The sequence below is a fragment of the Peribacillus sp. P4_B1 genome, assembly GCF_056402395.1.
Window position 1 is genome coordinate 41,263 of record NZ_JBFUHM010000028.1, and the last position, 20,969, is coordinate 62,231.

The 20,969-nt window shown below is 35.7% G+C and carries 20 protein-coding genes and 1 pseudogene; 1 reads left to right on the forward strand and 20 read right to left on the reverse strand.

Features of this window, described 5'->3' with window-relative positions:
* Positions 1 to 41: 41 nt before the first annotated feature.
* The 4 genes from AC1DVK_RS16395 to AC1DVK_RS16410 all read right to left on the reverse strand — a co-directional run bounded on the left by AC1DVK_RS16395 (position 42) and on the right by AC1DVK_RS16410 (position 4,665).
* A complete protein-coding gene (locus AC1DVK_RS16395) occupies positions 42 to 896 on the reverse strand; it encodes a hypothetical protein (protein WP_089362227.1) in 855 nt (284 codons plus the stop codon).
* Positions 897 to 1,884: 988 nt separating this feature from the next.
* On the reverse strand, positions 1,885 to 3,162 hold the full coding sequence (locus AC1DVK_RS16400) for a VTT domain-containing protein (protein ID WP_410861102.1): 1,278 nt from the start codon (positions 3,160 to 3,162) through the stop codon (positions 1,885 to 1,887).
* Positions 3,163 to 3,360: 198 nt separating this feature from the next.
* A complete protein-coding gene (pssA, locus tag AC1DVK_RS16405) occupies positions 3,361 to 3,852 on the reverse strand; it encodes a CDP-diacylglycerol--serine O-phosphatidyltransferase (protein WP_410861103.1) in 492 nt (163 codons plus the stop codon).
* 222 nt (positions 3,853 to 4,074) lie between these two features.
* Positions 4,075 to 4,665, reverse strand: coding sequence for a DedA family protein (locus AC1DVK_RS16410; protein ID WP_410861138.1), 591 nt, complete (start codon positions 4,663 to 4,665; stop codon positions 4,075 to 4,077).
* Between the two features lie 189 nt (positions 4,666 to 4,854).
* Here AC1DVK_RS16410 and AC1DVK_RS16415 point away from each other — a divergent pair.
* Positions 4,855 to 5,014, forward strand: a pseudogene (locus AC1DVK_RS16415) (helix-turn-helix domain-containing protein).
* Positions 5,015 to 5,425: 411 nt separating this feature from the next.
* Here AC1DVK_RS16415 and AC1DVK_RS16420 read toward each other — a convergent pair.
* From AC1DVK_RS16420 to AC1DVK_RS16495, 16 genes are all read right to left on the reverse strand, one after another.
* Entirely contained in the window at positions 5,426 to 6,112 is a 687-nt protein-coding gene (locus tag AC1DVK_RS16420) for an MBL fold metallo-hydrolase (protein WP_477626931.1), read from the reverse strand.
* A 196-nt stretch (positions 6,113 to 6,308) separates the two neighbouring features.
* Positions 6,309 to 7,226 carry a DMT family transporter gene (locus AC1DVK_RS16425; RefSeq protein WP_477626932.1) on the reverse strand — a complete coding sequence of 306 codons (918 nt, stop codon included), beginning with the start codon at positions 7,224 to 7,226 and terminating at the stop codon, positions 6,309 to 6,311.
* Positions 7,219 to 7,914: a GntR family transcriptional regulator gene (locus AC1DVK_RS16430; protein WP_477626933.1), complete on the reverse strand. Its 696-nt coding sequence runs from the start codon at positions 7,912 to 7,914 to the stop codon at positions 7,219 to 7,221. The genes AC1DVK_RS16425 and AC1DVK_RS16430 overlap by 8 nt, the downstream gene beginning before the upstream one ends.
* A 756-nt stretch (positions 7,915 to 8,670) precedes the next feature.
* The gene (locus AC1DVK_RS16435) at positions 8,671 to 9,501 is read right to left on the reverse strand and encodes a methyltransferase domain-containing protein (protein ID WP_477626934.1); all 831 of its coding nucleotides are present in this window, start codon (positions 9,499 to 9,501) and stop codon (positions 8,671 to 8,673) included.
* 350 nt (positions 9,502 to 9,851) lie between these two features.
* Entirely contained in the window at positions 9,852 to 10,256 is a 405-nt protein-coding gene (locus tag AC1DVK_RS16440; protein WP_477626943.1) for a GNAT family N-acetyltransferase, read from the reverse strand.
* Between the two features lie 283 nt (positions 10,257 to 10,539).
* Entirely contained in the window at positions 10,540 to 10,737 is a 198-nt protein-coding gene (locus AC1DVK_RS16445; protein ID WP_477626935.1) for a VOC family protein, read from the reverse strand.
* A 76-nt stretch (positions 10,738 to 10,813) separates the two neighbouring features.
* On the reverse strand, positions 10,814 to 11,635 hold the full coding sequence (locus tag AC1DVK_RS16450; protein ID WP_477626936.1) for an alpha/beta fold hydrolase: 822 nt from the start codon (positions 11,633 to 11,635) through the stop codon (positions 10,814 to 10,816).
* A 505-nt stretch (positions 11,636 to 12,140) separates the two neighbouring features.
* Positions 12,141 to 12,623 (reverse strand): hypothetical protein, encoded by a 483-nt coding sequence (locus AC1DVK_RS16455; protein WP_477626937.1) that lies wholly within the window; start codon positions 12,621 to 12,623, stop codon positions 12,141 to 12,143.
* A gap of 15 nt (positions 12,624 to 12,638) precedes the next feature.
* A complete protein-coding gene (locus tag AC1DVK_RS16460) occupies positions 12,639 to 13,136 on the reverse strand; it encodes a (2Fe-2S)-binding protein (RefSeq protein WP_289320390.1) in 498 nt (165 codons plus the stop codon).
* Positions 13,129 to 13,971, reverse strand: a complete 843-nt coding sequence (locus AC1DVK_RS16465; RefSeq protein WP_477626938.1) for an FAD binding domain-containing protein — start codon at positions 13,969 to 13,971, stop codon at positions 13,129 to 13,131. Before AC1DVK_RS16465 ends, AC1DVK_RS16460 begins: the two co-directional genes overlap by 8 nt.
* Positions 13,971 to 16,292, reverse strand: a complete 2,322-nt coding sequence (locus AC1DVK_RS16470) for a xanthine dehydrogenase family protein molybdopterin-binding subunit (protein ID WP_477626939.1) — start codon at positions 16,290 to 16,292, stop codon at positions 13,971 to 13,973. Before AC1DVK_RS16470 ends, AC1DVK_RS16465 begins: the two co-directional genes overlap by 1 nt.
* 31 nt (positions 16,293 to 16,323) lie before the next feature.
* Positions 16,324 to 16,926 (reverse strand): nucleotidyltransferase family protein, encoded by a 603-nt coding sequence (locus AC1DVK_RS16475; protein ID WP_477626940.1) that lies wholly within the window; start codon positions 16,924 to 16,926, stop codon positions 16,324 to 16,326.
* On the reverse strand, positions 16,923 to 17,864 hold the full coding sequence (locus AC1DVK_RS16480) for an XdhC family protein (protein WP_477626944.1): 942 nt from the start codon (positions 17,862 to 17,864) through the stop codon (positions 16,923 to 16,925). The genes AC1DVK_RS16475 and AC1DVK_RS16480 overlap by 4 nt, the downstream gene beginning before the upstream one ends.
* A 328-nt stretch (positions 17,865 to 18,192) precedes the next feature.
* Positions 18,193 to 18,639 (reverse strand): HEAT repeat domain-containing protein, encoded by a 447-nt coding sequence (locus tag AC1DVK_RS16485; protein ID WP_176431848.1) that lies wholly within the window; start codon positions 18,637 to 18,639, stop codon positions 18,193 to 18,195.
* Between the two features lie 334 nt (positions 18,640 to 18,973).
* Positions 18,974 to 20,305, reverse strand: a complete 1,332-nt coding sequence (locus tag AC1DVK_RS16490) for a (Fe-S)-binding protein (RefSeq protein WP_477626941.1) — start codon at positions 20,303 to 20,305, stop codon at positions 18,974 to 18,976.
* The coding region (locus AC1DVK_RS16495; RefSeq protein WP_477626942.1) for an FAD-binding oxidoreductase at positions 20,302 to 20,969 on the reverse strand (668 nt) is incomplete at its 5' end. The genes AC1DVK_RS16490 and AC1DVK_RS16495, both read right to left, overlap by 4 nt.

Here is a 20,969-nt window from a genome sequence, read left to right on the forward strand (position 1 = left end):
AATGCACCCCCATTATATTACTGCACCTTACTTCACAAATCCTATTTTAAGTCTTCATAGAGCAAATCTTGATCAATATACCAACGATCAGTCAAACTTTCCCTTCTGATCATAAAATGCATAACCTTTATTTCTTTGCCTTCTCTCTTCTTATAAATAGCTGCTTGAACGGGTACATCCACGAGAAAAAGCCCATTTAGTTGTTCAGGCGGTTGTCTTAAAGGGTCAACTACTCCAAAATATGTAATATCTTTAACAAGTTTATTGACACGATTAGGATGACTCGGATTTGATAAGGTCATTGCTAATAATTTCTGATTTTCTTGATTAATGGCAATGGTAAAAATACGTATAAGTTCATAGGGACTTACCGTTTGTAGATAATCATCAAGCTTACCAGCCGCTTTCAATACCATTAATTTATGAGAAAGATCTTCGTTTTTCAAACGATGCGTAATGCTTCCAGAGAAATGAACACAGAAATGACCTGAAAAACCATTTTGTAGAGCACCAGCACCATGTGGCATTCCGTGCATAGATGCAGCAATCATTTGATTATTGATTAATACAATAATGGCTCTTCTATTCCAACTCCATTTATTATTATAAATTTTCTTCATGATTTGAGTATCTTCTTTGGTTAGTGGCTGTACATCGGCATGATGGCTACCTGCTCTTCGTTGTACCTTAAATGATAAACCAGTTTCAATATCAATAATGGTAAAATTTGTTTTATTAGGAATAATGTTGTTTACAATTTCCCAAGGTAACATCTCAATTTTAAAGCTTATTGGTACTTCTTCATCTTCCCATTCGATTGCATAGACCGAGTGATCGACCATTAAGACAATTATAAAAATAGCGATAATTACTTGATACAATTTATTGTTTTTCATTTGGTTTCTCCTGCAATTTTTCTTATTATTTCAGGACATAATCATTTGAATACCTTTGAATATTTGGAAATTCTTCAAATTAACTCCTCCCTGTTAATTTATGTTCTAAACACTGGGTTTGGTGGAATCAGCTATAAAGGCTTAAAAAGGCTCAATCATATTAATGTTGATGGTCGAATAAGTACTTTTTGATATCCCTAATCTGAATAACAACTTAGAAACTACACAAGATGCCATGATTCAATCTTTGCAGAATAGCATTGAGCAAATTAAAAGCTAAAATGGTTTCACGCCGATTTTTTTGATATCTTGCTGTATCTCTAAAATCTCTATGTAGGAAATTATACTATTAACAACTAAGAGGGATAGTCAGTGAATAGAAACTGGAATGAAGAAGAACTGTATAGATTAAACTCCCAAAACCATATCCAGTCACAGAGGGCTTAAAAGGCCTATATATTACATGATGAAGTCTGACTTCGCAGCAGGTATTCAAGCACTTAAAGCAGATAAAATTCATCTTAATATAGCCCTTACAGAAGCATAAATTATTTACCCATTAGACATGATCCGTGATCCCAATGAATTAGTGGATTTAACATGGGGGAAATACATTTAGTTCGAGGAAAAGGGAAAAAAACACCCCTCTCCCTTAATCCCAATTCCTTAACGGTATTTCAAGACTATTAAGAAATTCTTATTGAGTAACAAACATAATAGTAAACCGAACTTTTATATCAAAAAACTAAGCCTTTAAATCATCGTGGATTGCACAAAATATTTAAAGAGAATTTAGAAAGGGGCTGGTCTACCCGCTTTCATTAGTACCTACATTCCATTTAATCCAGGCAACATAACACCCAATAAAATCAAGTCGATTCCAGATTACAATGAGGTTTCTATTCCTGATTTAACGTTATGTTCTACTATGACTTTATTACCCTCAAACTGAATTTCAGCCTCGAATACAGGAATATGTATTTTCAATTCAATACTTTTCTATTACAAGTCTTAACATTTCAAACAACAAGAAGATAAATGATATCCAGACACCGCCATATACATATCCACCCAAAATATCACTTGGAAGTAATTCGGTCGATGCAATATTTGCAATTGTTAACCACACTAATAATAATAACCCAATTAATGGAACGAATATGGAAGCATATTTTTTTTTCGAATGACGAATAAGTAAAAATAAGCATGTTCCATAAATGATTATTGTAATAGTGGCATTTAAATCAGGAAAATTTGAGGAATGATACTTCCCCACGAACCGTATTGATTGGAGATAGGAAAAAATCTGCATAATTGATTCATGAAACAGCCTAGCTCCTAAAATCGAAACGATAAGTAAAAGATACTCAAGCAGCCTATTCCTTCTCTTCCTCCAAATGCGGATGACCGTTACACCAATAATTACTCCAAGAACATAAGGGGATTGAAATACTAACAACCCTTTCATCCAACTCATATATATTGAAGAATCCACTATATATACAGCAATTTCATTAAACTGAGTAAACTCATTATATAAATAGTCTTGAGCCATCCCAAGCATCAAGGTCACCATACCGATTAAAACTAAAGTGAGAAAAATAAGAAAGATCTCTGTTTTTCTTATGGTTTTTAGTCGATTTGTTAACCATTTAATTACATGAATAAATAAGTTTTTAATTTGAACTTTATAAAACCGATAAGTGAAATACCCAACTAACAATACCCCGAAAATAATAATAAAAATAATGAAATATTTACTTGCTGAATGATGGAAGGCCTCCCAGCGAGGTCCCAATACTTTTCCTAGAGTTATAAAACAAAATCCCCATAAAAATGAACCTATATAAGCTGGAATAATAAATTTTCGAAACGGCATCCTAGAAATCCCTGAAATGTAACCACTGAAATGTCTAATTCCTGGAATGAAATAAGCAAAGACCAATAATTTTCTGCCTGAACGCTCAAACCAAGCGGAGGTTTTTTTATATCTTTCCGGTCCCATATGGATATACCTTCCATATTTCTCGATTAGTTTATACCCACCTGCCCTACCAATCCAATAGGTTGCAGTTATTCCCCCACCTCCTGCAACAAAGACAGTCAGGAGTGCCAAAGGGTAATTCATTGTTCCCTGAAAAACAAAATACCCAGCGTAGCTCATTAAAAATTCACCTGAAATTGGTAGAGCCATGAGTTCTAGAAAAATCCCAATGAATAATATCAGATAACTGTGCTGTTCATATACAGTTATTAAGTATGACATATAAATGCCTCCATCTTTTATTAAAAGAAACTTTAGTGTGAATTTCTTCTTCAACTTTAGATTACAAATAATGAAATCATTTTCTATGTCAATGAAATCCTAATCTTGTTTTAGGGGATCAAAAAGGTTATGGATAAAATAAAAAAGCTGTACCCTTTTCTAAAAAGGTTACTAGCTTTTTTACAAAGGATAACGAAATTATAGTTTTTTTACCCTAATTGGACTTACCATTAAGAACGCGAGTATTAAGGTAATCCACGCATTGCTATATAAAAAGAATCCCATGCCAGCCAATGGTAATCCAGCTGCTGGAATAGGCAATCCTTTAAAATACCCAATGGTTGGATTAACACTAAACTTAGCTAATCTTAATGCTCCCATAGTTGGGAAAAGGATAAATGCCAAAGACGTTAAAATTGATGGTGCTGCTATCGAATGAAATAGAAGTGCGGGAGCAACTCCGAAACTAATAATATCAGCCAAGGAATCCAATTCCACGCCAAATTCACTGTTCACTTTTAATTTTCTTGCAATCCTTCCATCAAGAAGATCTAAAAAAGCCGAAAAGAAAATCAAAACGGCGGCTATTTGCAAAAAGCCACTCATCATATAAGTAATTGAGAGTACACCGCACAATAAATTTCCAATCGTAAATAAATTGGGTACAGCTTTAACTATCTGATTGAACAAGGAAGTCCCCCCTGACGTCGAACAATCTCCGCATTTATGTAGCATTTTCTATATATTCTTCCGCTATTCATAAATATTAGAGGAAAAACTATCCTGGTAAATACAGAAGCCAGCAAGTAACACACTTGCCTTAAGATTCGTAATAAAAAACAAGTTGAATTTTTTAACGGTTTCTGGAATTTTATTCTTTTAAAGAAGCGACTTTTATGAAATACCCCTTCATTATCGATTTCTTCTCTTCCATAAAAAATAACTTAATATTGAAAGGACCAATAAACTTGTAATTAAATAAATCCTGTATGTTGACAAATATTTTTCAACATTGGTCCAATTTTCCCCTAATATTCTTCCTAGAGTGATAAAAGTAAAACACCAAATTAATGCACCAGTATAGGCGTAAATAACAAATTTTCTAAATGGGAAGCGATTGACAGCCGCTATATACGCTGTAAGGTGCCGTACCCCAGGAATAAAATAACCAAAAAATAAAAAATAGGGTCCGAATTTCTTGAATAATTTCTTGGTTGCATTAATTTTTTGTTCGGTAATGTGAATTTTTGGTCCAAACTTTTCTAACAAAGGCAACCCAAATTTATTACCAATGAAGTAGCTAAGCGAAATCCCCCCTGTTGCTCCTACAAAGGCACTTACTATCGAAATTAAGTAAGATAATTTACCCTGATACACAGTGTAACCAATATATGTAAGAAGCACCTCGTCGGGTATAGGAAGTCCTACAATACCTCCGATTAAAGCAAATATTATTCCGAAGTACCCATAATGTTCTAGAAGGTAAGTAATATGATTTTCCACTTTTTTCACTCCACCTTTTAGGTGATTTCAAACAATCATTTCTGATCATTTATAATCAGCAGTATTTAAATAATATTTTATGTTTTGGTTAAATGAACGAAAAAATTCATTTTTAGTTTTCATAAAGTTTTTAACAAAAATAAAGAAGCTGCTAATCAAATAAAGGGTTTGGTTTAGAAGTACAAAAAAGTGACAGAAGTTTTGAAGAGGGTTGGAATAACAATGGCTAATCTTTCTATATTGAAATATGGAAAGGCAAAAGCTATTAGATGTTCGACTTTAGAGGCAATATGTAAGGGGTTGGACTGTCAATCTGGAAGATATCCTAAAATACAGTAGTCAAGTATGAGTAAATCCTAAGTCCCAATGAAGACCACAATTAGTGGTATATTCTATTTAAAAATCTACAATAATGTTTAACAAAGCCTATTCAAAAGATACTCCATATAAATAAAGTATTGATATAAAAAAACCAGTCCGGTTCATCAGACTGGTCTTCTGTTTTGGTAATCATCAAAAACCATGGCAACTATTGCACCCGTTCATTGAGAAAATAACTTTATTCAAGAATCGCACCCTTTAAATGAACTGTTAATATTATTTTGTCGCCCGCTTTTTATGTTAGATAAATATCGCTTTTTTTTGGCCCCTACTTCAACTTTCCTGATTGTTAATAATGAAAAATTGGAGTGCAAATAATACTGGTCCATCTTTTAATAAACGGTTAAACTTTGCTTCAAATCGACATTAACTCCCAAATTTATAAAGTAAATTTCCCTCCATGATAACAATAGTAAGTTTCAGCTTTAAGATTTATAACCTTTCTCAAAGATTGTTGGGCTTTCTCGACATTTAAACAAAAGTTTTGATTAGCAATGATCAATTCTTGACCTTCATTAACAGCTGCATCACCTGTAATTACACTTTTTAAACTTGGAAAATACAATGAAATATGCCCTGATGTATGCCCTGGTGTTGCTACTACTCTACATTTATTATCTAAAATCATATCACCATCATTTACCTTTTCATCAATCGAAACATGCTTCAAATTCTTTAATTGCTGTATAAACCATTTACCAAATTCGCTTTCTTTATTTGGCATGTTTTCTAGCATTTCTTCGGCTTGAACCAATCTCTCTGACTTCATTTCACCACTAATGTATTTTGATTCACTTTCACTAGCTATAATGTTAATCCAAGGATACTTTTCTTTGAAATCATATAGGGAGCCTATATGATCACCATCATAGTGAGTAATGATTATATTCTTTAAATTCTTCACTTCATATCCATTTTTTAAAATTTCATTTTCAATTAAAGGTAAGGAATTTGAATACCCTGTATCGACCAAAGTCAGTTCATTATTCAATATAATTAAGTTAGGATAAATGTGATTTTGTTGTTTATTAAATTCAAATTCGATAGGTAGCTCTATTATCTTCATTTTTCTTCCTCCATACTGCATGTGTATAAAAATATTCCATGGTTTATTATACATGATATGGAAAAGAAGGCATAAAACCAAAAAGCCCCGATTTTTAAACAAGCATTATGTTTTTTTAACGACTTTATTATTTACATGGTAGTTTATTAGTTTTATTGTTTAATTTTATTTATACTCCAGTTGTTGATAATTGGAACTACTTGCTTTTTGCCATCGATAAAATCGTAATGGTGCTTATAATGCAAAGTGTGCCAAGCCACTCGGCAAAACCGAATGTTACATTCAGCCAGATAACGGATATAAAGGTTGCGGATAATGGCTCAACCGAAGCAAATAAACTTACCTCCGAAGCTGTGATGTATTTCGTACTTTCCAAATAAAAATAAAAGGCAATGATCGTACCGAAAATGATGATGAACAAAACCGCTGAAAAAGAAGGTAAAGTCCAATTGCCTTCAAATGCCCAAGGCGGATGGACCATACTAAAACAAATGCCTCCAATCAACATGCCCCATCCCACAACAATCATTGAACCCCATCTTGAAAGGAGTTCATAAGGCTGCAAAGTATAAAAAGCCAATGCAAAGGCTGATGTTACTCCCCAAAATACTGCCCACCCGGATATGGAAAGTGTACGTATGCTTCCCCCCGTTACAAGCAAAAAAGTGCCTAAAATCGCTATGATCACAGCTACACTCACAGTAATGGTCGGAAAACGTTTGGAACGAATGGCTAAATAACAAGTGATCAGGGCCGGCGCTAAGTATTGAAGGACAGTGGCAGTGGCTGCGTTGCCATGTTCAATTGCTGCAAAATATGTGTATTGAACGGCGAGCATTCCCAGAATGGCAAAAAGGATAATTTGAAGCGCATCTTTTTTAGTTTTCCAAATGCCAAAAACCTGTTTTCTTTCATTTTTAAAAGCAATCCCCAATAAGATTACGCCTGAAAGCAATAAGCGTACCACCGTGAGCCACTCAGGACTGAAACCTTGCCGTTGAAATAGATATTGGGCTGCCGTTCCTGATACTCCCCAAAATGCAGCGCCGGTAAGTACTAGAGCGATCCCTTTATTTCTTGAAGGTGATACATCGACTAAAGTATCATTACTCATTTTTTTCTTCCCCACCTTTTACACGATCCATATGGGCTTGAATCCTAAAATAACTTTCTTTCCAATTCTTTTCTATCATTTCAAGGGCCATCGTGAGATTTCTTTGTCTTAATGCCTGTATGATCCGATCATGCTCATTACCGGAAAGATGTACACCAATTACCTGATTGAAATAATACAGTTCTATTCGTATAAGTTTTTGTTTTAGTCCAGATAAAATCCGCTTCAATTCATCATTTACTGGAAGATTGATGTAAATGGAGTGAAAGTCATTATCCTTCTGGACGGCAGCTAATTGATTTCCTTCGACAATTGCTTTTTTCACTTCCTGATTGATGACTTCCATCTCATTTAAGTGTTTTTCTTCTAAGATATCAAAAGCCTGTTCCATAGCTAACTTTTCCAGTGTCCAAACAATAGAATATATATTTAATACTCCATCGAACCGAATAGGGGAAACAATAGTTGAACGGCTCGGCTTGGTCTCCACAAACCCCTCATCCTCGAGCCTTAATAGTGCTTCTCTTATAGGAGTACGGCTTACTCCTAATTGTTCGGCTAATTCTTTGTCACGTAATTGTTGACCTGGCGTAAGTGTTCCCTGGACAATCCAATCCCGCAAGATTATGTATGCCTCTTCACGTACAGAAGTACGTTTAATTTTTTGAGTTGAATCTGAATGTACCAACGGCTATTTCCTCCTCAAAATACCAATATGTAGTATGCAATATATCACACATTGCATGCCGTTGGAATGAATTTTAGAAATTTACCTATGTTCAGCTTTTAAATGATTGTCTAAATGGGTCCTTAGATAAAACATACACAAAGCTTAATTCGCATGATAAAGTGATCCCATCCAAAGAAACGCCATTCCTTTTCTTTGGATGTTATCCCGCTTTTCCCATCAATCGCTGAAACCTTGTGCTCTACAACGATTCCCTGTATAAACTAAACTTTTCGTTTATATCGGTAGTATGGAATGAATGCCTCTTAATTTGTTTCCAAAGTCTTAGAACCTATCTGGAATAAGTCCTGCGCCATTTGTGATACCATCTTTTTTCAAAAGCCAAAACGTGGCTGGAATTGTTTTCCTGGGTCCTTCATAATTTTAAAACTTTCACCAATTGGATCAGAATGATTCAAACTCCCTTCAAATTAATTGAATATTATTAAAAAAATGTTTTGTAAATCTCCTGGTGCCGATTGCATTCATTACATGAATATTCTATTTCTAATGCATCTTCCCTTACTGTGTGCACTGTCTCCTTTTTACATGTTTCACAAAATCTCTTTTCGGATATTTCTTTCATTTATCAATCACTCTCCGAATTTCTTTGGTTTTTTTTGGGGCATGTTCAGTATATTTTGCGCATATTAACAAAAAAATACCTTTTTTCCTGAAGGTCCCCAAAAAGAGAAAAAAACAATGATACTGGATTACTCAAATTTCCTTAGGATTCCAATACATCAAAGCTGCATGAAACGGATATTCGTATTCAAAAACGCCTTCTTTTTCCACAACATATTTATTAAGGATTGTTTTTACTTCATCATAGGAAAATTGTTCATCGAGAATTTTTGTCGTATTATCACGAATCATTTCTTCATATGTGGAATAGATTTTTTTACTTTTCAATTTCACGATCTTACAGTCCGCCAGTATTCCTAGTTGATACAATACATTCAAAATGTGTATGTAATCCCGTTTTCTTAAATTGATTGTATATCCTCGTTTCTCCAATTCCATATAATGAGGTTTTTCTGGTCCTGTCGTCATACCGACTATCACTAAACGGGTTGCTGACTCATTCATTTTTAATAAGGTGTGACCGATATCGATCATACGGTAATAACAATTAAAACCAAATACTACATCATATTTATCCCTTTTCGTCCCACTTTCCCACTTATCATGAATCAAATCCATGTTCTCGGTACCTTTTTCATTCGCCTGAGATGCCAAAAAACTGATAATGCTTTTAGAACTATCAATACAAGTTAGCTTCCTGACCTCTTTTGCAATATCAAAGGTGTAATTGCCCCAGCCAGGCCCGATTTCCAATACATGGTCTTCCCGATTTAATAATGGCAGTAACTCTTGGTTCACTTGTTTAGTATAAGGGTCCGCTTTATGTTGTTTTTTCCTTTCAACCATGGATGACCAAAAAGCTTCTTCTGCTGCATCATCTTTAAGTCGATTCGGGACTTTACCATAATGATCTACCATGGATTGTCTCCAAAATTCAATATAATCAAGATTATTAGTCTTCATCTGTTCTCTCCTCAAATTATATAATTTATGTATAATAATTTTCTTAAACCATTCTACCCCATAGTTGCAATAGAAAAAGAGCTGCAAATCAGCTCCTGATAATGCAAAAAGCCTTTTTCTATTATTATCTCTCAACATATTAGCATTGGTCATACTTAACTTCTCGCAGCGTTAATGTGAAAGACTCACTACTTTAGGGATTTGAAGTTATCAAGACTAAAATTTAAATATTATAGATAAAATAAGGGCTCATACATATTAGGCATATATAATATGTATGAGCCCTTTAACAAACGCCCCCGTTTATTAAGGTACATTTCTTTACAATCTGGTCCCACGTTAGCAAGAACTTACTTAGCTATAAAGTAAATTATCTCAGGGTCTCCTTCATCTAAATTTTCAATAAATCCACTTTGTATGAATCCATTTGCTATAAAAACTTCTTGCATTCTTTCATTTGATTTATTGGTTGAAGAGAAAATTTTCTTTGTTGGAGAATTATTTATAAAATACTCAATAAGCGATGTAGCGTGTCCTTTTCGTCTTTCAGTTGGTTTAACAATTATTAGTGAAATGAAGCTACAATCAAAGAAATGAGTATCAAATATTAAAAAACCAACCATAAGATTCTTATTAATGGAAACTATACATCTCTCTTCCTCAATGGCTTTCCTAATGTATTTACATCTGCTTTTGTTACCGATTACTTCTTCATCAATCTTCACTATATCATCCAAATCAATTAATTGTGCCATTTCTATGGATGTCAAAATGTTCGCCTCCTTAACTTTTTAGATTACTAAACTCGCTACTTATTTTCACACTAAACTGCCACTATTGTTGCATAAAAAAGCTACCCATCGTCAGTTAGTATACATTTGTAAAAGTTCCATCTTTTGTTCCGGTTTACTGCTTTGGATAAGAATAAAAAATAACAATTATACCCTAATATTTTTGTGAAAATCTCAACAAATAACCATCTGGGTCTTGAACTAAAAATTCTTTTTGTGTAAATTCACTATAGGTGTTTATCATAACTTATTTAAACAGTATAATATTATGTTTCTTTATTCTATGTACAAGCCCCTCTATATTTTCTACTTCAATTTGGAACTTAATTCCCCTTCCATATGGATAATTAAGTTTACCAGTTTGCCAAAAGCCATTATATTGTTCAATCATCATCTGTGCTCCATTTAGTGATATAAATGCAAATAATACAATAAGATTATCCATAAAGTATTGTTACGTTCGAAAAGGGGAATGCTGACGTTTCATCCGCTTCTCCCCCTCTCTATATTATATAAAAGGTTTACACGTTTTTAAAATGCTGTTTTATATAAGAATTCACTTTATCAGGCACTTCGATTTGGATAAAATGCCCGGCATTTTGAATGATGTGAACCTGTGCATGTGGGAAACCTTCTTTCTGGAGCTTGTAGGCGAATTCAAACGGTATATAAGGATCCATCTCTCCCCAAATTATTGTGACAGGTATTTTGATCTGATTTAGTTTTTGATTGTACGATTTTACCTTTTCTATATTTCCTGAACGGTATAGATCTAAGATGACTTTACAAGATTCGGGTGTTCTAAAGACATGAAAGAAATCTTCCAGAATTTCGTCAACTATGTTCGGAATCGTTTTCTTCAATTCAGTTTGAGCTTGGGGATCATCTGACATGCGTTTCATTATTTTCTCTCCGACATTTGGTGTTCTCCAAATCTGAGCAAGTGAGTGCCACTTATAATCTACTGATATGGTTGTATTTGAAACAAAGAGACTTAGTATTCTCTCTGGATGATCACATGCCCATTTCAGTCCAATAAGTCCGCCCCAGTCATGTACAATAAGGTGGAATTTATCTAGTTTTAGTTCCCTTGTAAAATCCGATACAAACTGTTCATATCTTTCCCATGTTGAGGATTCATCAAACTGTTCACTTTGGCCGAATCCTGGGAGATCAGGTGCAATGGTTCTAAATCCACAAGACACAATGCATGGAATCATTTCCTTCCACAAAAGGCTGGACTCAGGTACCCCATGCAATAAAAGAACTGGGGGATCATTAACATTGCCTTTCTCGATATAAGATACGATCTTTCCATTTAATATCATTTTTTTCTTTTCCACTTTTATCTACCTCCTGAATAAAGTATTTTGGAACCTTTTTGCATTCAGCCAGGTCATAGTTCCTGGCTAGAAAGGGGATTTCTTCGGGAATAGACGATTTATAAATAAAACTAATAGAGAGTTTATATGGAATTACTATCAAATTCCCTCTCTCATTTCTATGTTAGTTTGCTATTTAATGCTTGTGTTTTTAGGTTTTTATCCAAAGTTTATTCAAAATGGATTTATCGTGGATATGGACTCCTTCAATTCTTTGTCCGAAATTTATTTGCTTCCATCTCTACCCTATATAACATCAAAAAGCACAACAAAAAAAGGTGAAGCTATAAAAAGGCCTCACCTCTAAAATGATAAAAACCTTTATTACTCTAAAAGTATCAAAGTTTTTAGACATCTGTGGACTTTTGCTGAGTGAAGAAAAATATGAAGATGATAATGGGAATGGCTATTAGAAAAGCATTGTTTCTCGAACTTTTAATTGTAGGAATATCTGTTAGTGACATTTTTACTCATTCCCTTTTAATGTAGTTAATAACTCTGATGGAACATTATAATGCTTCTTTACAATCGTATTAAAAAAATTATAATCTTCAATTGGCAATGCCGGAACAACTTCAGGGTAACCAAAAATAGGACCGGAAACATTAATTGAAAAATCACCAGACGAAATAAATATTCCTGTCACATGTATGGCATCATTGATTAATAATATAGCTATAATGATGTCCAATATATCGATAAAAAGATTTCCCACTTGCGAGTGGTCCCTCCCTTCGATACGATGGCCCCCAAAAAGAGGCCCACCTAAAGAGAGACCAAACCTTCCTGACCTTACAAAAACGCCAATGATTGTAATTTGTCCAGTTAATAATAGGATGGCTGTTGTAATTTCGAGATTACGCTGAAAGGAGTGAAGTACTTTTTTTTCTGAATTAGCTACACAGGTTTCAATCAATATCACCACTCCCCATGTAGGCATTTTATTCATATAAACGGGCAAACGTCACTGATTTGTTTGATTTTTTATATTTACATTTTCTATTACTGAATATATTGCTTTTTCAATTTCTTTATATCCGGTACACCGGCAAATATTCGAAGAAAGCCATGTTTCAATCTTTTCAGGACTTGGGTTCCTGTCATTAAGGAGTAAAGCCTGGCAAATCATTATAAATCCTGATGTACAATACCCACATTGAAAAGCAAAATGTTCCACAAATGCTCTCTGAATCGGGGTATTCTTGAGTCCCTCTATTGTAAGGATTTCTGAATCAATTGCTTCAATGGCTAACATTAAACAGGATTTCATTGGCTGTTTATTCATTATCACCGTACAAGCGCCGCAATCTCCATTTAAACATCCAGGTTTAGCCCCCGTAAGTCCAATTTTATCTCGGAGAACATCTAGCAATATATCCGATGCCAATATATCCCTCTCATACCGTTCTTCATTTATTTCTAATTGAATGGTAACTTTACGATCCGCCGAATGGCTATTCATGTTCCTCACCACCTATATATGACAAAATGTATGAAAGGGTATTTTCTAAAACAAATAATCTATATTCATTGGATCCTTCTATATCGTTTAAAACTGGAGTTGGTAAAAACTCTAAGGAGCTTAAAATTCGATCTTTAAAAGATAAACTCTTATCATTTAGTTTGTTTTCCATTTGAATTGACCGAAAAGGATATGGACAAACCCCGCTGAATGCAAATCGAATAAATCCTTCTTTTTTTAATGAGGCAACTGTTAAAAGCGGATATCCCGTTTTCCATTGCTGCCTCTTCTTTACACTAATGTGTTTAGCTTTCAGATATTCTTTTTCTGTTACAATTTGTACGAGAAATTCCCCTTCGTCAAGTCGTAGCTCTTTATGGAAAACTTCATTAATAAATTCTTTCCTCGTTCCTTTTGGTCCTGCAATAATGACAGTACTATCTGATAATAAAAATGGAAGAACTGACTCTCTATAAAAAATTTGACCACATATGTTTCCACCTATAGTGATTTTATTTCTTGATGTATAATCAGCAACTTCTTTTGAAGTATCCGATAATAGCGGAAATAGCTTATTTTCTTCGATTGCACGTAAACTCAATGTTGAGCCAATGATCAGTTCTTGGTCTTGAAACCCGAATGCACTGCATTCTGGAATCCCTTTTAAATCGATAATCGCATCGGTGTATATAAAATTTAAACGTCCTAATGTTAAAATTTCAGTCCCACCACCATAATACATAGGTTTTTTTTCTTGTAATTTTAATAGTTGATAAAGTTCAATCGCTTCTTTTATCGATTGAGGTTTATAATAATCAAAATTATAAGATAACATTAATCTCTTCTCCCTCGCTTCCCCCTCCAAATGAGTTCAGGAAGTAATGGCAACTGGTTCAAAGGAATCCCCGCAGCCAAAGATAAACTGTTACCTAAAGCAGCTGGCATACCTAGGAGCCCATGTTCTCCAAGGCCCCTTGCGCCATATGGGGCTTCTAAATGTGGTGTTTCTACAAATTCACAAATATATTCAGGGTTTTCTCCATATCTTAACGGTCTATAGGTTCTGAGTTGAGGGTTCAATACTCTGCCAAGGTGATCGAAATAGAATGTTTCACGCCCGCCGAATGCTATGCCCATGCTCATTGCACCCATTATTTGTCCTTCGGCAGTTTTTTGATTCAAAACCTTTCCTGCATCAATGACAGATATTGCCCTTACTATCCTGTAAGTATACTCATTTATGTCATACTCTACTTCTACCCCTTGTGCGCCAACAGTCCATTCAGGACCTGGTCTGCCAGCACCTGTATCGGGATCTAAATTTGTTATATGTGGAATGGTATATTGCCCTCTACCGATGATTTGTCCTCCAATCGTGCTTCCGTCAGGATATGTATACCCATACACTAGCCGTTTGAAAGGAATTTCGATATTCGGTTCCCCTCTCATAAAGACCCTTTCCTTGCCAAGGACGATGTCTTCAATTGGAGCTCGTAATACACAAGAAGCAAGTTTCTTTATTTGTGAAAGAGCATCTTCCGCAGCTTGAATCGCAGCCCTTCCTGCCATTAATGTTCCGCGGCTTGCTACCGTTTTCCAATGTTCTGGAGTATTTTGTGTATTTACCTTCATCTGAACGTTTACACGATCAATTGATACCTTTAATTTATCTGATACAATCTGTGCTAATATCGTTTTTGTTCCTGTACCGATTTCTACTACTCCTGAAATAAGGTTTACACTGCCATCAGGGTTAAAGGTTAATATGACACCAGATCCAGCGTTGGTATCGATCGTTGAAGTTTTCCAGATACAAGCGATTCCTTTTGCCCTTATTATCTTGTCGTTTATTTTTACTAACTGGCCCTCTTCCCAATTCATTTTTTTCTTAAGCACCTGTATGCATTTAGGGAGGTTACCTACCGTGCTCGAATTCAATTTAACTTGTGTTGGGGTGGAGTTCCCTGGGAGTATCGCATTCATTTCACGAAGTTCAAGTGGATCCATTCCAAGTTTTTTTGAAAGGGAATCCATGGCCCGCTCAAAAGCGAATAGAACTTCTGAATGGGCGAAACCTCGATAAGGCGAGGCATATGGATGATTTGTATACATACAGAGAGAGTCGCACCAAATATTTTCTATATTGTAAGGTCCGGTGCAATCTACAGCTCCAGCACGGCTTAGATCTGTAGCTTTGTYGGCATATGCTCCCCCGTCCCATAAATACGTCAGCTCTGCGACCTTTAGCAAACCAGATTTTGTACAACCTAATTTAATGGTAGCATCTAATCCAATATGACAAGGTGATGTCAAAATATCCTCTTCACGACTATTTTCAACTTTTACTAGCCTGCCATTAACGGCCTTTGAGGCGATATAAGCTAATAGTTCAAGTTGGACCGAGGCTTTACCACCGAATGCCCCTCCAACAAGTGGAGTGTTTACTATGACATTTCCAATTTCCACATCAAAGTAATCACTTATCAAACGCTTGATCATGAAAGGAGCTTGAGAAGAAGAAGTGATAATGATCTTATCATCTGAGTGAATTTCCGCTAAAGAACATCTTGTTTCCATGGCTGCATGGTCGGAGGGGGAAAAAGAAAACTTTTCCTCAATAATGATTTCACTCTCTTGCCAACCTGTTTTTCTGTCACCTTTTCTGATTTTGGTTCGATTGGCTATATTTGTGCCTGGCTCGGGAAATACCTCGGATATTTTTTTATAAGTATCTAAATCTGGGTGGAGTAGAGGGGAATTGGGATTTAAGGCTTCCGTTGGCGAATTGACAACGGCTAAAGGTTCATAGATAACTTGAATATTGTCAGCTGCAATCTCTGCTTGTTTCATTGTATCAGCAACAACAAGTGCTACTACTTCTCCATGATAGCGAACTTTATCTCGAGCTATGGGGTACCGATCCCTGATTTCTTCTCCCGTTAGTGGTAAATCCCCACCTGTTATGATTGCACGAACGCCTGGAACTTTTTCAGCTTGGGTTAGATTAATATGTTTAATAAGGGCATGTGCATAAGGACTAATTACCTTTTTAACATGGAGAGTTCTTACTTCTTCTCGGTCTCCTGTGTAAATCGCTTGCCCTGTCACCTTTTCCCAAGCATCTTTTCTAATTACCCCTTTTCCGATAATATCCATATAGTCTCCTCATTTTCATTATTATTCTTATTTAATTGTTATCTATTGTGTTTTTCCAAAAAAGATATTCTTCCATATTATCAATATCAACAAACCATTTTTTTAAATAAAAAGGAATGAGTATCCCCTTTTCTCTCTTCGCCATTAGAATCTGTTTTGCGCCTCGGTCTCCTTGTAAAAGGTGAATGTCGGAAAAGAGATCTTTGTCAATAAGTATGGGAGGTCGTATACAACCATGAAAACTAGAGGCAACAAAGGAGTAATTAGGGTTTCGTTTGTATATTTCGATGAGTTTGTTTATCATATTTGTTGTTATAAAGGGCTGATCAGCAAGTAAAATTACTACGGCGTCCGAATGTATGTTGTTTGCTGATCGTATACCTGTTTGGAGTGAATGGGATTGACCTGCTTCTGGTTCTTTAATTTCGGCCGTAATTATTTTTTCAGAACTAAAACCTGCTAAATCCAGGTGGTTTAAATGATTCGAAACAATGATAATATCGTTAAGTTCAGATAGAACCGCTTTTTCTAATCCCCATCTTCCCATTTCTTTATTTCCTAATGGCAATGCTAATTTATTTATACCCATTCGATTACTATTTCCAGCGGCCAGGTATACCCCAGTTATTTTCATTCGGGATGTCCCTTCATTCTTTCATGCTGAATTAATTCGGCTATAATGCTAACTGCAATCTCGAAAGGGCCCTTAGCTCCAATTGATAAACCGATAGGTGAGTGTATATTATTAGGGATTTTCGTGTCAAATAAATTGGCAGTACGTTTTTTGGAACCTAAAATGCCTATATAGGATAATGGCTGATTCATTATGAGTGAAAGTATTTCTTTATCTCTCTGAAAGTTATGAGTCATGATGATAACATAATCATCTTTTTTAAAAGATAATTGTTCCATAATTTCAGATGGGAATCCTATAATATGGCTAACTGCGTCGGGTATATTATTTTCGTTACAAAGCTCTGACCTCCAATCGCAAACAGTAACTAAAAACCCTATTGAGGTAGCCATAGTGACAACTGGATATACATCACACCCAGCTCCAAAAATGATTAAACGCGGTTTAGGTTTAATCTTTTGCCTATAAATAAAGCTAACATCATTTTCTTTGGGTTCATTAGTATACTCATCCTCTGACCGGAAAGAATACCCCAATAAGTTCCAATCATCATCTAACTCAATTTGATGGACGATTACCTTAGCTTCTTTTATGGAATCCAAGACATATGAAAGATTTTCTTTTAATCTATGGTCCACATACTCCAGTAATATATATAGAATTCCGTTACAACCTGTTCCAATTCCCCATTCTAGATCTTCATCACGTTCCATGTGATATACAAAGGTCTCTGTATTTTTCCTTTCAAACACTCTGCAAGAATGAAGAATAAGATCTTCCTCGATACACCCAACACTAATAACGCCTGAAGATGTACCATCTTTTTTTATAAGCATGGAGGTACCTTCACGTAAGTATGCTGAACCTTCCACATGAATGATGGTAGCCAATACACACTCCATAGAGGTCGATTGAACCTCTTCAAGGATCGTATACATTTGATTCAATTGTCTTCCTCCTGGTCTCCTATGAGTTCATTCATTCTATTAATAACATTATGTTGATTTATAAAAAAAATGTGTTTATATAGGGAATAAATAGAATAGAATTATTCTAGCGCGGGCTGAGCACATGGGAAATGTGGTTTTTCCTGATTTATGCTTTAAAGACTCACAGTCATTTAATCTTTGTATGTAGAGAGTGTATCATTCGATGTTTAAATTAAAGGGGAAGGATATAAGTGTATACCTATTTTATTGGTAAACAAAAAGGAGCAAAAATTTTGCTCCTTCATCCAATCTTATTTGTTTTCCTTTTGAATAAATTTTATCTTTTCGATAAAGCAGACCAAGTATTTTCAAGCCACTTATCAAAGTCTGCCCCTTTTTCACCCTCATAGGTGTCATATATATCCATTCTCATTTTCTGAAGTTTCTCTTTGAATTCAGCATATGAGTGATTTTCTGGTAAACTCTTCTTGATCCTAACTAAGATTTTGGTTAATCCTTTAACCAATTCGCCTTTTTTCCTTGGTGGCAATTGAACATCTTCGCCTAATCTTTTCAGTTGACGGTATGCGGACTCTTGAACTTTATATACAGAATCACTATTCATGATATGTTTGAGAATATCGATTACTTGATTATTTTTTGACTGACCTAACTCTTCGATCGCATCTAAACGTTCTCTCCAATTAGATTTGCGATTGGCAGATTTTTTTAATTCCTCATAGTTGGCAGGTAACTCGATACCTTTTATTTCTTTGTTATTCAAATGAATCATTTCTCCTTCTGTCTTTATGTAAATATCGGATATAGTAAAATGTAAATCCGATCCTACAATAATCCATTACCAAGAATGGTTTATTACATTACTTATTATACCCTTTTCCATATCTTAATATAGTTAAATTTCTTACCGGTCTACTGTATTTTCAATTTAATGAACATAAATCGCTATTTTCATCCGCAGATATCCTCTGTATCATTGATCTACAAAGATATTTTCGCCTTAATCTTTAATGGAGAAAAATTAAAACATCAGTAATTCCCAATGAATCAGGAAATACTGATGTTTAATATTCTATAAAGTTTCAGTTTCTCTTTGGTCAATCCAAGCCGCAAGCCTTGGCAAGTATTTCAACAAGATGCATACTTTTGATTTGGTTTGCTGCTCCCTCCCTTTGAATGCCAATGCTCATTTGCATTTGGCAGCCAGGATTAACGGTCACTACTGCAGTGGCTTTTGTATCTTTTAGGTTCTTCATTTTTTCATCCAGTATCTTCATGGATTCATTAAAGTGAAGAAGATTGTAAATGCCTCCAGATGCACAGCAACGGTCAAACCCTTCCATTTCCACATAGGAAACACCTGGTATGGATTGCAATAATAAACGAGGTTCCTTTTGGACCTTTTGAACATTGCGTAAATGACATGAATCTTGATAGGAAACGATGCCTTGCCATTCTTCAGTAAAGGGAAGTGGCCCCAATTGATGAAGAATTTGACTGATATCTTTTGATTTTTCCGAGAATGCCCTTGCCGCCCCAGCCCATTCGTTTTCATCAGCCAATAGGTGTCCATATTCAAGAAGCGAAGCACCGCAGCCTCCTGCGTTATTTACAATTACATCAGCATCTGATTGCATGAAGGCTTGGATATTCCTCTTCGCCAATGCTTTTGCTTGTTTTATTTCGCCTTGATGGGAATGCAGTGCACCGCAGCAATTCTGATTTTCAGGGAGAATGACCTCACAGCCCACAATGGTGAGCAGCTCGATGGAAAGACGGTTGATTCGAGACATCATGGATTCCATGATGCACCCAGCAAAAAATGCCACTCTTAATTTCGTTTCCCCTTTTGCCGGTATTATCGTTCCTGTCCGGATTCGTTTGGAGGACGACTCGATAGGAGGAAGTGCTTGTTCTAAATGTGCAAGGACAGGGGAAACCTTTTGCAGTACATTCGATGAACGGATAAGTTTGGATAGCCCCGTTTTTTGATAGAGGTGAACTGCACTCCCAATCCTATTCATTCGTTTTGGATATGGAAAAAGATGAACCAATGCCAGTTTTTTGATTTTCGTCATTTTATTTTTTTCGTTCGCTGATGGGGAGGCTTCAATCGCTTCTTTTGCCGCTTCCAGTATATGTCCGTATGGCACACCGACTGGACATGCGGTTTCACAAGCACGACAGCCCAAGCAAAGGTCGATCGGTTCAGCTAAATCTTTTTGGAAATCTATTTTCCCTTCGGCTGCCAGTTTCACTAGATTGATTCGGCCGCGTGGAGAAGCGGACTCTACACCCATTGATTCATATGTAGGACATGCTGGTAAACAATAACCGCATTTTACGCATTGGTTTGTCCAATCATAGGCATCTGAATATAAATTTTGGACCGCTTCATTTGTCTCGTTGGATTTAACAGGTAGATTCATGTAACCAACACGACCCTTGTCTGGCCCTTATCAGGAAAAACCTTTCCTGGATTCATGATATTATTGGGATCCCATGCTTTTTTAATTTTTTTCATCATATTCACCCCTGTTATACCTAATTCCATTTCCATATATGGTGACTTTAATGTACCGATTCCATGTTCTCCGGAAAGAGTTCCCCCTAGTTCTATTGCAGCTTCAAAAATTTCACTGACTGCAAGCTCCACTTTTTTCATTTCCGTAATATTTCGTTTATCAGTAATGATGTTCGGATGTAAATTGCCATCGCCGGCATGACCAAATACAACCAAGTTCAACCCGTATTTTTCCCGGATTTGGTTTAATCTCTCCATCATCGCCGGAATTTGACTGCGCGGAACAGTTGCGTCTTCAGAAATCTTTGTAGGTCCCATTTGTGTAATGGCCGGGGAAACCGATTTACGCGCACTCCAAATCGTTTGGCGTTCTTCCTCTGTCTCCGCAATCTTGACGTAGGAAGCACCCTCAGCCCGGCATAAATCGGCGCACTTATTGATTTCCTCCTCAATCGCCAAAGGGTGCCCATCTATTTCAATGATCAGAATGGCCTCTGCTTGAAGAGGCAATCCAGAAGGACGATAACTTTCAACAGCACGGATACACGCATTATCCATTAGCTCCATGG